Source organism: Colwellia maritima (genome assembly GCF_022669015.1).
GTDB classification, from domain to species: domain Bacteria; phylum Pseudomonadota; class Gammaproteobacteria; order Enterobacterales; family Alteromonadaceae; genus Colwellia; species Colwellia maritima.
In genome coordinates, this window is sequence record NZ_JAKKSL010000004.1 from 126,586 (window position 1) to 144,699 (window position 18,114).

The 18,114-nt window shown below is 36.8% G+C and carries 20 protein-coding genes and 3 pseudogenes; 14 read left to right on the forward strand and 9 right to left on the reverse strand.

Annotated elements, in window-relative coordinates:
* Both L3081_RS19150 and L3081_RS19155 read right to left on the reverse strand, forming a co-directional pair.
* Entirely contained in the window at positions 1-966 is a 966-nt protein-coding gene (locus tag L3081_RS19150; protein ID WP_242287807.1) for a bile acid:sodium symporter family protein, read from the reverse strand.
* Between the two features lie 468 nt (positions 967-1,434).
* Positions 1,435-2,202 (reverse strand): FadR/GntR family transcriptional regulator, encoded by a 768-nt coding sequence (locus L3081_RS19155; RefSeq protein ID WP_242287809.1) that lies wholly within the window; start codon positions 2,200-2,202, stop codon positions 1,435-1,437.
* Between the two features lie 311 nt (positions 2,203-2,513).
* Between L3081_RS19155 and L3081_RS19160 the strand changes: the two genes are divergently transcribed.
* Both L3081_RS19160 and L3081_RS19165 read left to right on the forward strand, forming a co-directional pair.
* The gene (locus L3081_RS19160; protein ID WP_242287810.1) at positions 2,514-3,746 is read left to right on the forward strand and encodes a mannitol dehydrogenase family protein; all 1,233 of its coding nucleotides are present in this window, start codon (positions 2,514-2,516) and stop codon (positions 3,744-3,746) included.
* 46 nt (positions 3,747-3,792) lie between these two features.
* Positions 3,793-4,005, forward strand: a complete 213-nt coding sequence (locus L3081_RS19165) for a hypothetical protein (protein WP_242287811.1) — start codon at positions 3,793-3,795, stop codon at positions 4,003-4,005.
* Between the two features lie 102 nt (positions 4,006-4,107).
* Here L3081_RS19165 and L3081_RS19170 read toward each other — a convergent pair.
* Positions 4,108-6,403 (reverse strand): annotated as a pseudogene (locus L3081_RS19170) (peptidase U32 family protein).
* 125 nt (positions 6,404-6,528) lie between these two features.
* Between L3081_RS19170 and L3081_RS19175 the strand changes: the two are divergent.
* Positions 6,529-8,231, forward strand: a pseudogene (locus tag L3081_RS19175) (RluA family pseudouridine synthase).
* 169 nt (positions 8,232-8,400) lie between these two features.
* Here the strand turns inward: L3081_RS19175 and L3081_RS19180 are convergent.
* Positions 8,401-9,138 (reverse strand): YebC/PmpR family DNA-binding transcriptional regulator, encoded by a 738-nt coding sequence (locus L3081_RS19180; protein ID WP_242287812.1) that lies wholly within the window; start codon positions 9,136-9,138, stop codon positions 8,401-8,403.
* A 199-nt stretch (positions 9,139-9,337) separates the two neighbouring features.
* On the opposite strand from L3081_RS19180, the gene L3081_RS19185 reads away from it, so the two are divergent.
* Genes L3081_RS19185 through L3081_RS19195 form a run of 3 tightly spaced genes read left to right on the forward strand, consistent with a single transcriptional unit; the run spans position 9,338 to position 10,256 of the window.
* On the forward strand, positions 9,338-9,559 hold the full coding sequence (locus L3081_RS19185) for a DUF4177 domain-containing protein (RefSeq protein ID WP_242287813.1): 222 nt from the start codon (positions 9,338-9,340) through the stop codon (positions 9,557-9,559).
* Between the two features lie 8 nt (positions 9,560-9,567).
* Positions 9,568-9,825 (forward strand): membrane protein insertion efficiency factor YidD, encoded by a 258-nt coding sequence (yidD, locus tag L3081_RS19190; protein WP_242287815.1) that lies wholly within the window; start codon positions 9,568-9,570, stop codon positions 9,823-9,825.
* Between the two features lie 32 nt (positions 9,826-9,857).
* Positions 9,858-10,256, forward strand: coding sequence for a TM2 domain-containing protein (locus tag L3081_RS19195; RefSeq protein WP_242287817.1), 399 nt, complete (start codon positions 9,858-9,860; stop codon positions 10,254-10,256).
* 98 nt (positions 10,257-10,354) lie between these two features.
* Here L3081_RS19195 and L3081_RS19200 read toward each other — a convergent pair whose 3' ends face one another.
* Genes L3081_RS19200 through L3081_RS19205 form a run of 3 tightly spaced genes read right to left on the reverse strand, consistent with a single transcriptional unit; the run spans position 10,355 to position 11,495 of the window.
* A complete protein-coding gene (locus L3081_RS19200; protein WP_338027417.1) occupies positions 10,355-10,765 on the reverse strand; it encodes a YceI family protein in 411 nt (136 codons plus the stop codon).
* Positions 10,766-10,786: 21 nt separating this feature from the next.
* On the reverse strand, positions 10,787-10,936 hold the full coding sequence (locus L3081_RS27310; RefSeq protein WP_274620652.1) for a YceI family protein: 150 nt from the start codon (positions 10,934-10,936) through the stop codon (positions 10,787-10,789).
* Positions 10,926-11,495: a cytochrome b gene (locus tag L3081_RS19205; protein ID WP_274620653.1), complete on the reverse strand. Its 570-nt coding sequence runs from the start codon at positions 11,493-11,495 to the stop codon at positions 10,926-10,928. Before L3081_RS19205 ends, L3081_RS27310 begins: the two co-directional genes overlap by 11 nt.
* Positions 11,496-11,661: 166 nt before the next feature.
* Here L3081_RS19205 and L3081_RS19210 point away from each other — a divergent pair, with 166 nt between their 5' ends.
* Positions 11,662-12,378, forward strand: coding sequence for a LysR family transcriptional regulator (locus tag L3081_RS19210; protein WP_338027418.1), 717 nt, complete (start codon positions 11,662-11,664; stop codon positions 12,376-12,378).
* Between the two features lie 4 nt (positions 12,379-12,382).
* On the forward strand, positions 12,383-12,571 hold the full coding sequence (locus L3081_RS28580) for a hypothetical protein (RefSeq protein WP_338027419.1): 189 nt from the start codon (positions 12,383-12,385) through the stop codon (positions 12,569-12,571).
* A gap of 90 nt (positions 12,572-12,661) precedes the next feature.
* Here L3081_RS28580 and L3081_RS19215 read toward each other — a convergent pair whose 3' ends face one another.
* Together L3081_RS19215 and zapA are read right to left on the reverse strand one after the other, a co-directional pair.
* Complete coding sequence (locus tag L3081_RS19215) at positions 12,662-12,805, reverse strand: hypothetical protein (RefSeq protein WP_242287818.1); 144 nt, start codon at positions 12,803-12,805, stop codon at positions 12,662-12,664.
* Entirely contained in the window at positions 12,805-12,969 is a 165-nt protein-coding gene (gene zapA, locus L3081_RS19220; RefSeq protein WP_242287820.1) for a cell division protein ZapA, read from the reverse strand. Before zapA ends, L3081_RS19215 begins: the two co-directional genes overlap by 1 nt.
* A gap of 203 nt (positions 12,970-13,172) precedes the next feature.
* On the opposite strand from zapA, the gene L3081_RS19225 reads away from it, so the two are divergent.
* From L3081_RS19225 to L3081_RS27320, 6 genes and pseudogenes are all read left to right on the forward strand, one after another.
* Complete coding sequence (locus L3081_RS19225; RefSeq protein WP_242287822.1) at positions 13,173-13,778, forward strand: UPF0149 family protein; 606 nt, start codon at positions 13,173-13,175, stop codon at positions 13,776-13,778.
* 83 nt (positions 13,779-13,861) lie between these two features.
* A pseudogene (gene pepP, locus L3081_RS19230) lies at positions 13,862-15,215 on the forward strand (Xaa-Pro aminopeptidase).
* Between the two features lie 4 nt (positions 15,216-15,219).
* Complete coding sequence (locus L3081_RS19235) at positions 15,220-16,170, forward strand: FAD-dependent monooxygenase (RefSeq protein WP_274620654.1); 951 nt, start codon at positions 15,220-15,222, stop codon at positions 16,168-16,170.
* Complete coding sequence (locus L3081_RS27315) at positions 16,143-16,535, forward strand: FAD-dependent monooxygenase (RefSeq protein ID WP_338027420.1); 393 nt, start codon at positions 16,143-16,145, stop codon at positions 16,533-16,535. The genes L3081_RS19235 and L3081_RS27315 overlap by 28 nt, the downstream gene beginning before the upstream one ends.
* Before the next feature lie 84 nt (positions 16,536-16,619).
* Positions 16,620-17,486 (forward strand): FAD-dependent monooxygenase, encoded by an 867-nt coding sequence (locus L3081_RS19240; protein ID WP_274620655.1) that lies wholly within the window; start codon positions 16,620-16,622, stop codon positions 17,484-17,486.
* Complete coding sequence (locus L3081_RS27320; RefSeq protein WP_338027421.1) at positions 17,456-17,902, forward strand: FAD-dependent monooxygenase; 447 nt, start codon at positions 17,456-17,458, stop codon at positions 17,900-17,902. Before L3081_RS19240 ends, L3081_RS27320 begins: the two co-directional genes overlap by 31 nt.
* Positions 17,903-18,114: the final 212 nt, after the last annotated feature.

Consider the following 18,114-nt stretch of genomic DNA (forward strand, 5'->3'; position numbering starts at 1 on the left):
TCAAGCGCGATACCTGAGGCCGGCCCCAGAATTTTGCATACCCACTTCAAAAGCAATTGTACGAGCAGATGATTCATCCATTTTTAATAACTTAGCGCTACCATAACCAAGTAAGTAGCCTGAAATATTATGAATTATTACCAATACAACAAGCAGTAAACCTATATTTAATAAGTTTTCACGTCCGGCGGCAATAATAACAGTAATAATAACAACAATACCGATCATAGAAAGCTTAGGCATAGTCTTGTCTACGATAGGGAAACGACCATGGAAGAAATGATTGAAAGACAAGCCTGCAATTATAGGTAAAATAACAATTTTGCTAATACTAAAAAACATCGCCGTAGCATCTATAGGAATCAACTCTCCGGCAAATATAGACATATAAAACGGGGTGATGAAGGGCGCTAACAGCGTAGATACTGACGTTAATGTTAATGAAAGGGCTAGATTAGCCCCCGAAATATAAGCCATAACGTTAGACGCTAACCCGCTAGGAGAGCAACCCATTAAAATAATGCCGGCGGCAATTTCAGGAGGTAAACCAGAGATACTCGCTAGAGTAAAACCAATTAACGGCATGATAGAAAACTGCAGAACCAACCCAATTATTACCCCTTTAGGCATTTTAGCTACATTGGCAAAATCCTTAACACTCATCGAGGTACCCATGCCAAACATTATTATCATAAGTAAGGGCACAATGAGTCCTTTATATTTAAACTCTCCAAAACCAAGAAAAAAATCTGGGTAGTAAAGTGACGCACTAGCAGCCGCAAAAATCACAAAGGTAAAAGAAAAACCACTGAAGTTCTTTGTCATTTTTAAAAAAATAACTAACAATATAAAAAATGAAATAACGAAAGGCCCCGACAATCCCCATGCTTGCATAATGATTAAAGTTGCGCTGATTAAACCTAATAAAATGGTTGAAAAACCAAGTAACATCTTGGTTGAATTCATAAAGTACACCTAATTTAATTGATAACTATAGTGCCTAAAAACGGGGTTATATTGATAATAGAGTCATTTGTTATAATAAATTTTGAATGGCTTATTACCCTAACCATAACCTAGATTTTGGCCATTATTATTCTTTTTACTGATTTTAATCTAACCAATACATCGACATCTGTCAATCAATCTATATTACCAAAATTAGTGTATTGGTTTTTATTTGGTAATATAGGTTTTTATATGGCTGATTTTAATGGTATTTTATCTTTAATGAGTATGACCAAAAAATATTCATTTCAGGTTTAAATCGACGGTTAAATAAGGTTAGGTTTGTAGGGCTAAGATTGTGAGAGAAGGGGAGTAAAGGCACATTGTTTTAGTGGCTCGTAAGTATAATAATCTAGCCAAGATCATATTCATTGATAACAAAATCAAGTGCCTGTGGTTTCAGGTATCTTTCTTAAATCAGGGCTGTTAAATTAAATTGAGGGTTTTACTATATCGTTCGCGGCTCTTTAGTACTTGTTTGCGTGCGGCTTCAACCGCTTCAACTTCCGTCGCTTGTAAAATACTATCAATGACTCGCATTAAATGTGCTCGCATTAATGCTCTAGCGCTTTTCGCGTCATGCGCTTTTAGTGCTTCATATACCTCTCTATGTTCATCAACAGAAGGCTTAACTCCACTATCCCGTACGGTTTTGTACATGCGTTTAGTCAATATTGAACTTTCTCGCTCGTCCCAAAGTTCTTCAATAACTGTGCTGATAGCACTATTGTTGGTTGCTCTAGCGATGATCATATGAAATCTTTTGTCAGCCGCTTCATGAGTATCCGCATCATTATTATTTTCACAAGCCATTTCATCGAGTGTTTCAGCAAGTTCAGCTAATTCTTCGTCGGTTATCATGGTTGCAGCTAAAGCGGCGGCCTCGCCTTCAAATAAAGCTCTTGCCTCAGTTAATTCAAATGGTCCAACATCTTTATCAGAAAAGCGGCTTTTTCCTTCATTATTTTCAATGATATAAACACCGGAACCCATTCGTACTTCAACAAAGTTTTCTAATTCAAGTGCAATCACTGCTTCACGTATCGTTGGTCGACTAACATTAAACATTGCAGCTAAATCTCGTTCAGCAGGTAAGCGCATACCCACTGTGTATTTTTCTGATTTTATCAAAGTTACCAATTTTTCAGCCACTTGTTGATAGAGGCGTGGTAATTTTTCTGTTGCTGATTTCATATATTTTTTCACTGAAGGTTGATTTGGCCTAAATACTTAAGTTACAAGCCTAAATGGACAGTTTATCGAGTGCCTAACTACATTGCAAAACATATACTTTTCTTAATTAGAATAAAACTCATACATGCATATTGGTTAGTCCAAAAAAAATAATTATTTCTACTGTTAAATAGAAGAGATAACAAGGTGATATTGTTTTTGTTGGCTTAAATCGTTTGTTGTGGACATAAAATAAAAAATAAACTGGTAAGGCCGCTTGTTTATCGTTTATTATAAAATGATTCAAGTAAACCAATCAAGAGAGCAGTACGGTGATTTATCAAAAACAATTAAAAGCAGATAATTTATCTCAATTAACAAATGAAAATACAATCTCTACACCAAAATACGATAGAGAACACTTGGACATTGGTATCGTTCATCTTGGTCCTGGTGCTTTTCATCGAGGTCATCAAGCTGTTTTTACTGAAAATGCGATGAATTTATCGGGAGAAAATTGGGGGATTTGTGGCGTTTCATTACGAAGTGCAACGGCACGAGATATTTTAGCTAAACAAGATAATTTATATACGCTAGCAATTTTAGATAAAAAAATATGTTATCAAGTTATTGGCGCAATTAAAGAAATTTTAGTTGCACAGGAACAAAGTGATGATATCCTCGCCCGAATGTCAGCTGTAAACACAAAACTTGTTACCTTAACTATTACTGAAAAAGGTTATTGTTTAGGTACGGATGGCACCTTGGATTTAACTCATAAAGACATTAAACATGACTTAGAAAGCCCAGAGAACCCCGTTAGCGCAATTGGTTTTATTGTCGAATCTCTTAAGCAAAGAAGACAAAAAAAGATTAATGCGTTTAACGTGCTCAGTTGTGATAATGTTTCTGGCAATGGTGACAAACTTCGCCGCGCCGTTTTAGATTATGCAGGCCAATTTGATAAGCCCCTTCAGTTATGGATAGACCAAAATGTCGCCTTTCCCAATTCAATGGTTGATAGTATTACACCTAAAACTGAAAGCTATACTATTGAATCAGTATCAAAAGCGATTAATTTACGAGATAACTGGCCAATTCAAAGAGAATCGTTCACACAATGGGTTATTGAAAATAACTGGGAAGGTGAACGTCCTGATTGGGAAAATGTTGGGGTGATTTTTACTGATGACGTCGAAGGGTTTGAGAAGGCAAAATTAAGGTTGCTTAACTGTCTGCACTCAACGCTTGCCTATGCCGGCTCACTCGCCGGTTTTGAAACCGTATTCGATGTCACAAGTGATGAAGGTTTTTATGAATATATAACACAACTGGCAACAGATGAAATTATAGGCTCATTTAGACCACCAAAAGAGCTAGATGTAATAAGCTATAGTCACGAAATAATTCAGCGTTTTTTAAACCCATCTATTCGTCATTTATTAGCCCAAATTGCCTATGATGGTTCGCAAAAAATTCAAATGAGGATTTTGCCTATAATTGAAGACAATATGGCTTTAGGACGTTCAACTAAGTTACTCTCATTATCGGTATCTTTGGTTTGAGTTTATATGCCGAGCCTTAAAACAAGGCACAGAAATTATTGACCCCATGGCGAGTCATTTTGCCAGAATCCCAAACTTGTTGAGTGCTGATGTGCAGGAAGTTGTTGAAGGTTTTTTAAGTATTGAGTCAATATTTGGTCAATCTTTCCAAAAAAATTCGCAATTAAAGGCTCAATTAGCTGAAAGTTTATCAGCGTTGCGGCAGGGCAAAAGTCGAATAAACAACATTGCACATACGTTAGGCTCATCCTACCCTTAGTTTTGAGTTTCATTAATATTGTGTGAAAAGCTAAATGTAGGGTTGAACGATGGTTATCGTTCAACCCTACATTTAGCGATGTCTATATGAATAACAGTAACGTTACAAGCCGTTATGGTATTGAACATTGGTCGATGCAGGTACCATTGTTTTTAACGTATTGTGTATGCTTTCAAAATCGGTTTGTTTCGAATTTTCAGGGGTAAGTAAGCGTTCAAATTGTTCAATTAAAGCGACTTTATCAGGTGATACTTTATCTCCTGCACCGATATTGGTTAAATCAATCAGAAAGCCATCATACAAATCAGACAGATCTTTGATGATCTCTGCATTTAAAAATTGATCTTGATTATAAATGCTAGGGTAACCCGCTTTTTGTTTATCAATAGCAAAATTGTCACCTTTTAAGTTGGTAATACTTGTTGATTTATCACAAGACAACATACATCCATTATCAATTCTAGGTTTGTCACAACCAACACTCTGCCGGAAGAAGCATTGTCTGCTCGTCATTAATAAAATAGGATGGTAAACACTGTAAAACAATTTAAAGTTTTCAGGTCGGGCAATCGTTCTCATTTGTTGATGATTTATTTCATTTGAAATGAAAGCACCCGCACAATTAAATGTTTCTTTCATTGCTAATAAAGCATAGGAGTTCGTTGTATTTAAGAAAGGTCCGGCAATCCATTCTATACCTAAACAATAAGCTTCATATGCAATACCTGTGTTATTTGTAACGATGGTTTTAGGTTTTACTTGTTTTAAAATATTTAAAGCAACATCGTAGTCTTTGCCAATTAAAACCGAAGGAAACCAAGGGATTAATGCGGGATTTTCTTTAAAAAAATCAACATATTTAGTACAACCACGTTTATAAGCATCAGGTAATTTGAAATAAACGTTGGCGTTAGGTAATTTAGTTAAACCTAGATCGGCTTCATCACAAATTAGTAATGACAGTTTAGGACTGTTCGTTGCTGATGAGGTATCTGAGCTTTTAGGGTGATTTTGCAGTGCCGGCAGTATTACTTCGGGTAATAAGGGGTTATTATCATTTAATAATGTTGCAAGTTGTCTTTTTAAAACGCTAAGCTCTTTAAAAGGAATACTTAACCCTTGAGGCATATTATCAGTGTTGATGTTGGTTAACGTATAACTGCTATTGTTAAAACTTTTAAAGCGCTTATCAATAACATGTTGATCAATACTTGCTTTGTCACTTGCTGTAAGTTTACTCGTTGACTCCACTGTAAACTCATGTTTTTTATCGCTTTCAAGCACTGCAGCATGAATGATTAATGACTGACCAAGCGCACCTGAAAAGGTTAGGCTTAATGGTCTTTTTTCTATACTTAAACAACTTATTTTATCAAATACAGTTGCTTTAATTTGCTTGTTTTGTTGGTGTAACTCTTGTTCAGCATCATGAATTTGAACAACAGAAATAGCATTTTTCTTTTCTATAGCATGTTTGGTTGAGTTATCACGAGGGTTATCAATAAACATCGACTGGTTTAAATCACCACGTAAAAAGGCGTTAGAAAAATCACGATTGAATACTTGATATAGTCGTTCACCATCTTCAGTTAATTCGCCGGTTGTTAAAAAACCGTCAATTTGTTTACGAAAACTATCAACAACCGTATGCACATAGTTCGCACCCTTTATACGTCCTTCAATTTTAAAGGAATGCACGCCGGCCTCAATCAATGCCGGTAAATCAAAAAAAGCAGAATTATCTTTAATGTTTAGCGGAAAGTTATTACCTGATTCTGTAGTTTCGTACTCTTCTCTACAGGCTTGGCTACAACGTCCTCTGTTACCTGAATTACCCACACTGGCAGAAGTTGAATAACATAAGCCTGAGAAAGCAACACACAAGGAGCCATGAACAAATACTTCAACTAAAATATTATTGTCTTCGGCCACTGCTGTTATTGCTTTTATTTCCTTTAGGTTCATTTCTCGTGATAGGTTTACACGAGAAGCACCAAGTTTTTTCAAGAAAGGAATTTGCCCAAACATTATGGGTAGTTAACTGTGTTGAGGCGTGAATATCTAGGGTAGGAAAGTACTTGGTAATTAAATTGAATAGTCCAAGGTCTTGCACGATCACGCCGTCTAATGTGGTATTGACTAGTTTACTCAATAACTTTGCTAAGGTTTTAAATTCTCGTTCTAAAATAACAATATTCAAAGTAAGAAAAATTTTACATTGATACTGATGTGCCGACCGAATAATGCCTACTAATTCGTCAAAGTATATATTAGATGCTCTGTTTCGGGCATTAAAGGTATCTAGGCCACAATAAACCGCGTCGGCACCTGCAATAATCGCGGCTTTAATAGCATCGACATCGCCACCGGGGGCTAATAATTCAATTTTAGAAGACATTTTATAACCTATTTTTACAAATTTAATTGAGCAAAACTTAAAAGGGAGGGATTTTACCCGTATAATCAGCGAATGAATAGCGCTAAAACAATGCTTAGCGTTAGAGAATAAAATTAAATAGCCTTATGCATAGCCAACAAACGTGTTTTACACCCTTTATTCAAAGTATCGAAAGCGATACTTTGCCTCAACGTTTTACGTTTCCTTTTTGTTATGAGCCACACCCTTTGTGTATATTAGCTTCAACAGAGTTACAAAGTCAGTTAAATGAAAATAGTCACCTTAAACTAGAATTTCAACAACATGGTAAGATGTTTGGCGTTCTCATAGTAAAAAATTTACAGGGAGATGTTGGCTATCTTAGTGCTTTTTCAGGTAAAAAATTGACAAGTGAACATCATATCAATTTTGTCCCCCCAGTGGTTGACCTTGAAGACCAAGCTGATTTTTTTTATGCAGAAAATAAAACAATTAATCAACTTAACTATGAATTAGAAGTGTTGTTAAACAACCCTGAAATTAAAGCACATGAACGCACAATAGCTGAACTGTTTGCGAAGCAAAAAAAACAACTTGAGCAACACCGTGATGTGATGGCGTTAAACCGTCAAACCAGAAAAGCTAAGCGTAGTCAGATAAACGCTGAGCTTTCCGGTGATGCATTAGCACAACAACTTAATCAGCTTGCCAAAGAGAGTGTTGATGATAAAAACCAGTTGAAAGCACTTAAGCAAAATTGGCATGAGAAAATAACGCATATTGAACAACAACTAAACACGATTATGGGGGAAATTAATACGATTAAAAGCACCCGTAGCCGGCTTTCAACACGATTGCAAAAAAAACTATTTAAACAATACCGTTTATTAAATAGTCCGGCGTTGAAAAAGACGTCATGGAGTTATTTCAACATGCGACTCATCCTATACCACCCGCGGGAACAGGTGATTGTGCCGCACCCAAATTATTACAATATGCTTTTAAGCACAAGCTAACCCCTTTGGCTATGGCAGAATTTTGGTGGGGGCGTGCACCAAAATCAGAAATACGACAACATAAAAATTTTTATGCAGCGTGCTCAGGTAAATGCCAACCCATTTTACCGCACATGCTTGAAGGTATAGCACTCGACAAAAACCCATTATTAGTAAACCAAAGACTAGGCAAAAAATTAGCTATCATTTATCAAGATGATGACATGGTGATTGTTGATAAACCGAGTGAATTTTTATCCGTACCAGGTAAATACATCGAAGATTCGGTTTACTTACGAATAAAACAGCAATTTCCGCAGGCAACTGGCTCACTTATAGTTCATCGCCTAGATATGTCTACCTCTGGTGTAATGGTGTTAGCGTTAACGAAAAGGGCACAAAAAAATATTCAACAACAGTTTATTAATCGGACTATTAAAAAAAGGTATGTGGCATTACTTGAAGGAAAGCTCGCAGGCAATTTTGAAGGCGTATTTGAAGGCGAAATTAATTTACCTTTACGTGGTGATTTAGAAGATAGACCCAGGCAATTAGTGTGTTTTGAACAGGGAAAGCAAGCTAAAACATACTGGCAATTAATCAAGTCAACAGCGGGTAAATCGAAACTGTATTTATATCCCGAAACAGGTCGAACACATCAATTACGTGTGCATTGTGCTCATCAACAAGGTTTGAATATGCCAATTTTAGGCGATGACTTGTATGGTTATGATTTATACGAGAACAATGGTAATAAAAAGCATCAACGTTTACACCTTCACGCGCAGAGGTTAACGCTAAGCCATCCTGTTACAAAAGAAGTAATGACATTTGAAGTTGATGAAGGTTTTTAGGTGATAAAAAAGCTTAATTATGTCGCCACAGGGTAAGGTTTTTTTAAATCTCCACCTTGTTGTACTTCCGTTCAATCAAGCGGCAAAAGGGGGTAATAAATTACCCCCTACAATGAATATTGCATTTTTTCTACGTGTAGCTCCGTAACTAAGTAGTAAAATTTAAAACTTAAGCTTCGCCTTCATCTTTGATTTCAGCATTATGATAAACGTTTTGTACGTCATCACAATCATCTAACATGGCAATGAATTTTTCAAAATTTGCTAAATCTTCTTCGCCTTCAATATCGATATACGTTTGAGGAACCCAAGAAATTTCTTCAACTTCCAAATCATATTCAGGCATTGAGTTTGCAAATTCAGTTTTAATTTTAAAAAACTCAGTATGTGGGGCATAAACAGTGATGATACCGTCTTCTAATTCAACGTCAGAAACGTCAATGTCAGCCATCATTAAGTTTTCTAATACCGCTTCATCATCTTCACCTTTAAATGCAAAAACTGCTTGATGATCAAACATATGAGACACAGTGCCAGAAGAACCAATTTTAGAATTGGTTTTAGTAAAACATTGGCGAACATCTTTAATGGTGCGATTACCGTTATCGGTTAAGCAGTCAATGATTACCATGCAATTACCTGGACCGAAGCCTTCATAACGCGCCTCTTCAAAATCTTCACCACCAGTGCCAGATGCTTTTTTTATCGCATTATCAATTACATGCGTGGGAACCTGATCTTTTTTAGCGCGATCAATTAAACCACGTAAAGCAAGGTTTCCATCCGGGTCTACCCCGCCATTTTTAGCACAAACGTAAATCGCTTTACCGTACTTTGAATAGACTTTAGTTTTGGCCCGGACAGTTTTTGCCATGGATAATTTTCGGTTTTGGTAAGCTCTTCCCATCGTTCATTGTCTCATTTTGCATAAACATAAAAATAATGGGCTAGATTCTACCAGTGTCACTAGGCTGTTGACTAGTGGGAGAGGGCAGTAATTATTGAAAAATTGATATGAACGTGAAAAATCCCCCTGAAATAGTATTCGTTTTTTTATTCTTTATCTTATAGAATGAATTATTATTACAATATCAAGGAAGTAACGCATGAAGTTTGATGAATACAAAGTTATCTATGTAACCGAGGGTGGTTGTGGCACTATTTTTTTGGGGTCAAGTGGTTTACCTTTAAAACGTTTAGAGGCAACTTTAAATCAAGAAGCAAACGATGGTTGGCAACTTGTGTTTCAAGTGATTGAACAAAAACGTTTTTGGTTATTTTGGAGCCGTGAAGCCGTTATATTAACGCTTGGTCGTTCTAACAGCTAAAATTTATAGTGAAAAACATAATAAAAAATACATTACTAAAATCTATTCGTTATTATCAAAATACGGGCGGGTCGAAAAAGCATTTTGCAACATCTTGCAATTTTACACCGACTTGCTCGCATTATACTTACCAAGCCATTGAACACTTCGGGGTAGTGAAAGGCGTTAGATTAGGCCTTAACCGTATTAGGCGTTGTAATGACCATGATTGTGTGATTATTATAGACGATCCCGTTCCGGTTTTTTGTCCAGATAAGCCCGATTAATGGAGAATAAAACACTCAAAAGGATTTAATTCATGAAACGAGTCAGAAGCAAGGAAGCACTCCGTTTAGAAGAAAACCAATTAAGAGCGCGCGTTGCTGCGCTTACGGTTGAACAAAAAAGACAGTATTACACGCAAGAGCTCGAACAAATTAAAGACCCTGATACTTATGCCGCATTAAACTGGTTTTTTGTTGCAGGATTACATCATTTTTATTTAGGTAAATGGCCGCAGGGTATACTTAACATCATATTGATGGCAATAGGGGTAGGGTTGTGCATTATTAGCCCCTGTGCGTTGTACGGAATGGCACTTATTATATTCGTATTTCTGATTGAGCTGCCACAACTATTTAACAGTGAAAATGTGATAAGCCAATATAATAATGAGTTAATAAAAAAATTACTGATGCAATTTGAACAAAATGATTAACTGTTTTTTCTTCTCTTTTAAATGATGAGTTGCGAAAGTAACATAAAATAGTATGGTGTAACCAATACATTGATTGGGTACACCATTTCTACTTATTTCTACTTCTTAATACCTTCAATATAAAGGTCTAATTGTACATTGTTAGATGCAGGGCCTAAGCTCTTTTTAATTTCAAAATCAGTCATGGCTATTGTGGTTGTACCGCTAAACCCAACACGGTAACCACCCCAAGGATCTTTACCTTCACCAACTTTTTGTGCATCAATAACGATATTTTTACTAACACCGTGCAATGTTAGAGTACCCGCAATAGCTAAGTTACCATTACCTTTGTCTGTCACTGAACTACTGATGAATTTTGCTGTATTAAATGCACTTACATCAAGAAAGTCATCGCCTTTTAAATGCTTATCACGCTCAGCATGGTTTGAGTTTATCTTTGGTAGTATCAATATCAACTTCAATTTTTGATGCTGAAACATTTGCAGAGTCATAACTAAATGTGCCACCGAATTTGTCAAAACGTCCGGTTAACTATAACCTAAATGCTGTACTTTAAAGTTAATTGAAGCATGCGCTCCTTTGGTATCAATAACATAATCTGCAGCATTCGCTGTAGGTAGAAGTGCAGCTGCTATTAGCGCTGACGTTAATGCCAATTTAGTTAATTTATTTTTCATTTGTGTTCTCCGTTTCTAGGCGTCTGCCAATCATTCTGTTTAAGGTGTTATCTTTGTCGATAAAATGATGCTTTAGCGCAGCTAATGCATGCAATGTAACAAGTAACATGAGCAAATAGGCCAACCACTGATGTACTAAACCTGCTATATCTTCTTGATTTTCAATAATAGAACCCAAAGCAGGTATTGTGATTACTTCAAAAATTTCTATACCTCGACCATCAGCGGTTGAAATTAAATAGCCTGCGAGCATGATAATAAATATCAATAAATAAAGTACATTATGTATTACTTTGCCTGCTTTTCTTTCAAGTGTGCTATGACTAGCTAAATGATTTGGCTTAATTTGTCTAGCACGCCATACAACTCTCAGCACCATAAAAGCAAACAGTATTAAACCAATGCTTTTGTGTATGTCTGGAGCGGTTTTATACCATGAGTCATAATATGTTAAATCAACCATGTAAAAACCTAAGCCAAACAAGCCAAAAATTGTAAGTGCTGATAACCAATGAAAAAAGATACTAACATAGCCATAACTTGAGCTTGTGTTATTCAATATATTACTCCTCAATATATTACCCTATAAGATTTTTATGAATATTACGTCAAATTGATGAACGCAATTTTACTTTGATTTTAATAAATAAATATTGAAGGTTTATTTATATCTTGTTAATTTTTACTTAATTTGTTTAGTGTGTAACTTTGGGTGTAATAAGTAAATGACGTTAGAGCAATTAAAAATGTTAGTAAAGGTGGCTGAGCTAGGTAGTCTTAAAGCCGCGAGTGAAAAGTTATTTAAAACACAACCGACGATTAGCCAAGGGATTAAGCAGCTAGAAAACCAAATGGGACTGCAATTGTTTAGCCGTCAGGGGTATCGTTTACTGTTAACTGATAACGGCAATCAAATATACCAACACGCATTGAAATTACTTAATGAGGCTGCACAAATAAAGCAATTGGCGTCCTTCTTAGCGCAAGGTAACGAAGCTACTATTACGATTGCCATAGAAGCGTCATACGATTTAAAAAGAATTCTGCCAGTGTTTGAATTAACACAAAATAAATTTCCTCACACTCAGATCATTTTAAAACAGGAATATATTAACGGCGCATTAGAGGCTGTGAACTCAGAACAGGCTGATTTAGCGTTAACGGGGATAGATAACTTAACATTATTGTCGGGAAAATATGAAGCAAATAAACTTTATCAAGGCCAGTTATGTAATGTGGCAGCGCCTAAGTTTTTAAAGCGTCATGACAAGCTAAGCAGTGTTTTGCAATTAAAAGAAGAATATCAAATTGTGGTACAAGACTCAGGCCAAAGTAGTCAAGGCATAAACTATAGCGTGCAAACAGGACAACGATGTTGGTATGTAAATGACTTTAACACGAAGAAAACCTTAATTATGAGTGGTATGGGGGCGATTACCTGATCACATGATTAAAGAAGAATTGAATGCTAAAAGCCTACTGGCTGTTCACTTAAATGACTTTGATACGCAAATAACGCTAAATTATCAAGCGATAAAGTTGAAATCACGTTTACTTGGGCCGGTAGCAAGTGAGCTATGGAAAAATATGAGCTTGGTTGATCTTAAAAAGTTTAGCTCGCAATACTTAGATTGACAATATTATCTATCTCGACAATATTTTGTTTCGCAAAATATTGTATTGTTAAGTGATACAGATTGATATAGAACGAAACAGAGAAATTGTTTACGCTTGTTTTTTAGTTGAAGACGCCAACGCTTGTTCAATGGTTGATTGTAACAAAGCAATCTTTTGTTTATTTTCTTTTTGACTCGTCTTGAGTTGTTGCTTAGCGATTAATAAATCATTCGCTAAGTTTAGCGCCGTCATTAACAACGCTTGATCTCACCGGAAATAGACTTACTCATATTCGTTTTGGTTAAACGCTCGGTTAGTTCTGCCGCAGCACCTAGTAAGGCGCTTTCTTGTCCAATAGGGCAAGCCACCTTTAGTTTGCGGTCAATCACATTGATTTCAACAGTACGTTGACTCATCTTGTATAATATCCAAGCATATATTTTGTATAATTTCCAATCATATATAGTTCCATTCCATTTGAAAATACGATTTTTCTCCGTAGAGTTGCACTATAACTGTGCTGTTATAGCGATGCAAGCAAATACAACTTTTCTCATGCCTTTTATAGGTTCAAATGTTAGGATATGGCATTAGTTTTTTTTAACCAAAGCGATTTGTTATGTCTCAGCCTTCTTCTCAAAATGCCAAGCAAAGTAATCAATTAGACTTTGCTAGTGCGCAAGCAATTATAACCACTGAAAATATTAAAGCCCATGCTAGCGAAATTCATGGTGTATTAACTGGATTAATCTGTGCAGGTTATCCGTTTGAAGACACGGGATATGTGTCGATGTTGAATGACCTGTTTAATAGTGGCGACGGTTTCCCTTCGCAGGTTAAATCAACGCTTAAACAAATGTTTAGCGAGTTATGGACCGATATACTCGATGATGCCTATGGCTTTCAATTAATGCTGCCAGACGACGATGACACTATAGTAGAACGAGGCCATGCGTTAAGCATGTGGGTACAAGGGTTTAACTTAGGTTTTGGCTTACAACAAAAAGATAGCCCAGTTGTTTCTGAAGAAGTGAAAGAAGTGATCACCGATTTTGCGGAAATTGCGAATTTGTCGGATGAAATGGAAGAAGATGAAGCAACTGAACAGGCTTATTTTGAAATAAATGAATATGTTCGTATTTCAGCTTTATTATGTTTTAGTGAGCTAGCAACGTTACCAACCAAGTCGGGCGGAGACACCCCTGCTAACAGTACTATTCATTAAATTCGCTATAAACTATAAAGTACAGCATCAAGTAAACTGTAACGTTAAAGTATAATTATATAAGGTTATAAAGCAGTAATAATATGAAACAACAAGATAACATTTTACCCGGTTTAGCTCATTTGCCAATGAGTGATTTTAAGCACCATCGTGACCGTTTTTTTGCAAACATGTCAGAAAACTCAATTGCACTTTTCTCTGCCGCTCACGAAGTAACCCGTAGTAATGATACTGAATTCAGTTTTTGTCAAAATAAAAGTTTCTATTACTTAACAGGATTTAATGAACCCGATGCATTATTGATATTACTTAAACGTGATAATATCGAGCAGACTATTTTATTTTCATTACCAAAAGATAAAATGCAAGAAGTATGGCACGGTCGAAGAATAGGGCAAGAGCAAGCCTGTCAGAAATACGGCTTTGATCAATGCTTCACGTTGGATGAAAAAAATGAACTACTCACCCATTATTTAGACGGTTTATCACAAGTGTACTTTGCCTTTGATGATCAAAATTTGGTCGCGCAGGTGTTTGATTTACTTGCACAAGTTAGAACTACAATACGACAAGGCGGCAAAGTACCCACACAATTAGTTGATGCTAGCCCACTGATTAATGAACAACGTTTAATTAAAAGCGCGAATGAAATAGCGCTAATGCGACAAGTAAACTATATTTCGTGTTTGGCGCATAAAAGAGCAATGCAAAAAACTAGAGCAGGCTTATTTGAATATCAAATAGAAAATGAAATATTACATGAGTTTACCCGCCACGGTGCGCGACACCCAAAGATATGCCACGATAGTTGCAGGGGGAGATAACGCTAATATTTTACATTACACCGATAATAGTGAACAACTTCATGATAATGACTTGCTGTTAATTGATCTTTGGGGTGAGTTATCAGGTTACGCGGCAGATATTACCCGAACTTTCCCCGTTAATGGAACCTTTAGTCCGGCACAAAAGTCACTTTATCAACTGGTGTTAGCGGCAAAATCGCAAGTGATTTCGGCGATTAAACCAGGTGTTAGTTTTGCAAAACTTAATGAAATTGCCAACGAATGCTTAACCAAAGGCTTAATTGAATTAAATATATTAACAGGGGATTTGAATACGCTTATTGAAGCAAAAGCCTGTAAAAAATATTTTATTCATGGTTTAGGTCACTGGCTTGGCTTAGATGTGCATGATGTGGGTGATTACCAAATAAACGCTGACAAACAACAGAGTCGGGAGTTTCTACCTGGTATGGTGTTAACCATAGAGCCAGGGCTTTACATGCCTCTTGATGATACAGACTTAGACCAACAGTGGCGTGGTATTGGTATTCGTATTGAAGACAACATTGTTGTTACGCAAAATGGTTGTGAAAATTTAACACAATATTGCCCCGAAACTATTACCGAAATTGAAGCGCTGATGGCAAGTTAATGTGATGAAAAACCAAGATAACACGTTCGATATTATTATCTCAGGCGGTGGCCTTTCAGGTAGTTTAATGGCACTCAGTCTGGCTGATTTAAAAAAATCAGATGGCAGTTTATTGTCTATTGCTATTGTTGAAACAACAGCAACTGAAGTAAGGAAACCGAAAACATCAACCGCCACCTTAGATCACAATAATACGAAAACCTTATTTGATAATCGTGTTTTGGCACTTTCTCACGGGAGTGCTTCTTATCTGAAAAAACTCGGCGTATGGCAGCATTTATTAAACAACGCATGCGCTATTGAAAAAATAGACATTTCAGATAGAGGTTATTATGGCAAAGCGCGCATAGAAGCTAAAGAGCACGGCGTTTTGGCGTTAGGCTATGTCATTGAAATGGCGCATATTGGCCAAGCTCTGTTAACCGCGCTAGTGCATAAAAGTAATGTACACTGGTTTAGCCCAGATTGTATCGTGGACATTGATTGGCAACCGCCTCAACAAGACGTTGAACAATCAAATGCTTTTCAAACAGGCATTAATCACAATGAAATGGTGGCAGTAACCCTTGGTTCAAAGCAAAGCCTATACACACCATTATTGATTGCCTGTGATGGTGCCAACTCCCCTTGTCGGCAGTTAGTCGGCATACACTGCCGCCAAAGTGAATATCAACAAATGGCGTTAATTGCTAATGTTGCAACCCGAAAATCGCACAACAATAAAGCTTTTGAACGTTTTACCGAGTATGGACCTTTAGCTATGTTACCCCAATCGCCATTAAGTGGGGATGCTAACGGTGATAGTCGCAGCTCATTAGTGTGGACAATGTCTCCTGAGCAAAGCAGAACAATGATGGCATTAAATGGTAACGACTTTGCCGAGCAACTAGAATTAGCTTTTGGTAGCGGCTTGGTGCTATTACACAGGTGGGTAAACGTGACACGTATCCCTTAGTGTTAGTACAAGCTGAGCAACAAACGTACCATCGTATGGCGCTTATTGGTAATGCATCGCACACTATTCATCCTATTGCGGGTCAAGGGTTTAACTTAGGTTTAAGAGACGTACAGCAATTGAGTAGCCTTATCACTCAAGCACTAAAAGAACAGCGTGATCTAGGCAGTTTTACTTTACTTAATCAATATGGACAAAAACGACAGCAAGATCAAAACCAAATTATTAACCTTACCGACTCGTTAGTTACCCTATTTGCTAATAATCTGCCACCGCTAGTGGCCGGTAGAAATCTTGGTTTGAAAGCGATGAATTATGTAATGCCTTTGAAAAAAACACTTGTGACAAAATTGATGGGTTACTAAATTTAAAGAGCTAAATACCTAAGAGCTAAATAAAGAATAGCTAAAACAGAAAACAGCTAATTCCAAAAAAGATAAGAGAAGACAATGCAAAAATTTGATGTGTTAATTGTAGGCGGCATGGTGGGTTTAACACTGGCACTTTCATTACGAAAAACGAGCAACCTAATCATTGCCATTGCTGACACCTTACCTATAACAGAGTTAACGTCTGAGCCTGAAATACGGGTGAGTGCCATTAATGTTGCTAGCCAAACAATTTTTGAAAATTTAGCGGTTTGGTCGGCTATTGAAAATAAGCGAACCCAAACGTATCAGCACATGCATATTTGGGATAAAGCTGGTATAGGCAAATTAGATTTTTCGGTTAACGACTTCAATACTTTTCCTCAAAATACCCACCTTGGTTGGATTGTTGAAAATAACGTTATTCGTAATGCCTTATGGGATAAAGCCCAAGCAGACGAAGGCATTCAATTTTTTACTCAACATCAACTTGCGAATATAGCGGTAGGCGACAGTGAAGTTTTTGCTAGTTTTAACATGACTGCAGCCAATCACTCTGATAGCAATATAAGTTCAACCATGCCCACGCCCATTATAGCCAAGCTAGTTGTGGGGGCCGATGGTGCTAACTCTTGGGTACGAAAACAAATGGATATGGCTATGATCAGCCGAGATTATGATCACCATGCTATTGTTGCCACGGTTAAGTGTTCACAAGGACACAAAAATACCGCATGGCAAGTTTTTATGCCCAATGGCCCTTTAGCCTTTTTACCACTTTTTCCAGACAGTGGTGATACTTGCTCAATTGTTTACTCAACCTCACCGGAAGAAGCTGCTCGCTTAACCGCGCTTTCACCGGTTGAATTTTCAAAAGAATTAGCGGCTGCAAGTGATGGTAAATTAGGCACTATTGAGTGGTTAGTGAACGGTTTACTCACCCATTAACCATGCGCTTGGCTCAAGATTTTGTTAAAAACCGTATGGTACTTATTGGTGATGCAGCACACACCATTCATCCGCTTGCCGGTCAGGGGGTTAATTTAGGTTTACTTGATGCTGCTGCATTAGCGCAAACATTAACGGCTTCAACATCTTCTCAAGATCATAATGAACTCAGTACTTACGACCCCAAAAAATTAAAAGCCTTTGCTCGATATCGTAAAAGTGAGGCAATTGAAATGATGGGGGCAATGGAAGCCATTAAACAAACATTTTCGATAAATCAATCAGCCTTTACTGTACTCCGAGGCATTGGTATGAGTGTGTTGGATAATTTTAAACCCGCTAAAAAACGATTAATAGAACAAGCACTGGGTTTAAAACTAGAATTACCCAACCTCGCACAAAAAAATCCTCAATAACTATTCTTGGTTCAATCCTTACGCATTACAAAATATATAAACCTGATCACAAAGATAACCTTGCCCTAGCTTAAGGTCAGATTTATATTTTTTAAAATGCCATTTTGCAAAATTTAATTCTGACAATTTTAATAAGTTGGTTTTTAATTTGAAAAATGTGGTGTTTTTTTGTTGAATAAGCATAATTCAGCGGCTATAATTAGCCGGAATTT

Excerpts from the sequence above, each read along its gene's own strand:
- L3081_RS19225 (WP_242287822.1), top strand. The coding sequence starts at position 13,173 with ATGTCTCAGCCTTCTTCTCAAAATGCCAAGCAAAGTAATCAATTAGAC.
- L3081_RS27310 (WP_274620652.1), bottom strand. The coding sequence starts at position 10,936 with ATGAAAAATAAATTAACTAAATTGGCATTAACGTCAGCGCTAATAGCA.
- L3081_RS19195 (WP_242287817.1), top strand. The coding sequence starts at position 9,858 with ATGAAACGAGTCAGAAGCAAGGAAGCACTCCGTTTAGAAGAAAACCAA.
- zapA (WP_242287820.1), bottom strand. The coding sequence starts at position 12,969 with ATGAGTCAACGTACTGTTGAAATCAATGTGATTGACCGCAAACTAAAG.
- L3081_RS19185 (WP_242287813.1), top strand. The coding sequence starts at position 9,338 with ATGAAGTTTGATGAATACAAAGTTATCTATGTAACCGAGGGTGGTTGT.
- L3081_RS19155 (WP_242287809.1), bottom strand. The coding sequence starts at position 2,202 with ATGAAATCAGCAACAGAAAAATTACCACGCCTCTATCAACAAGTGGCT.
- L3081_RS19180 (WP_242287812.1), bottom strand. The coding sequence starts at position 9,138 with ATGGGAAGAGCTTACCAAAACCGAAAATTATCCATGGCAAAAACTGTC.
- L3081_RS19215 (WP_242287818.1), bottom strand. The coding sequence starts at position 12,805 with ATGACGGCGCTAAACTTAGCGAATGATTTATTAATCGCTAAGCAACAA.
- L3081_RS19165 (WP_242287811.1), top strand. The coding sequence starts at position 3,793 with ATGGCGAGTCATTTTGCCAGAATCCCAAACTTGTTGAGTGCTGATGTG.
- L3081_RS28580 (WP_338027419.1), top strand. The coding sequence starts at position 12,383 with ATGATTAAAGAAGAATTGAATGCTAAAAGCCTACTGGCTGTTCACTTA.
- L3081_RS19210 (WP_338027418.1), top strand. The coding sequence starts at position 11,662 with ATGACGTTAGAGCAATTAAAAATGTTAGTAAAGGTGGCTGAGCTAGGT.
- L3081_RS19235 (WP_274620654.1), top strand. The coding sequence starts at position 15,220 with ATGAAAAACCAAGATAACACGTTCGATATTATTATCTCAGGCGGTGGC.
- L3081_RS19150 (WP_242287807.1), bottom strand. The coding sequence starts at position 966 with ATGAATTCAACCAAGATGTTACTTGGTTTTTCAACCATTTTATTAGGT.
- L3081_RS19240 (WP_274620655.1), top strand. The coding sequence starts at position 16,620 with ATGCAAAAATTTGATGTGTTAATTGTAGGCGGCATGGTGGGTTTAACA.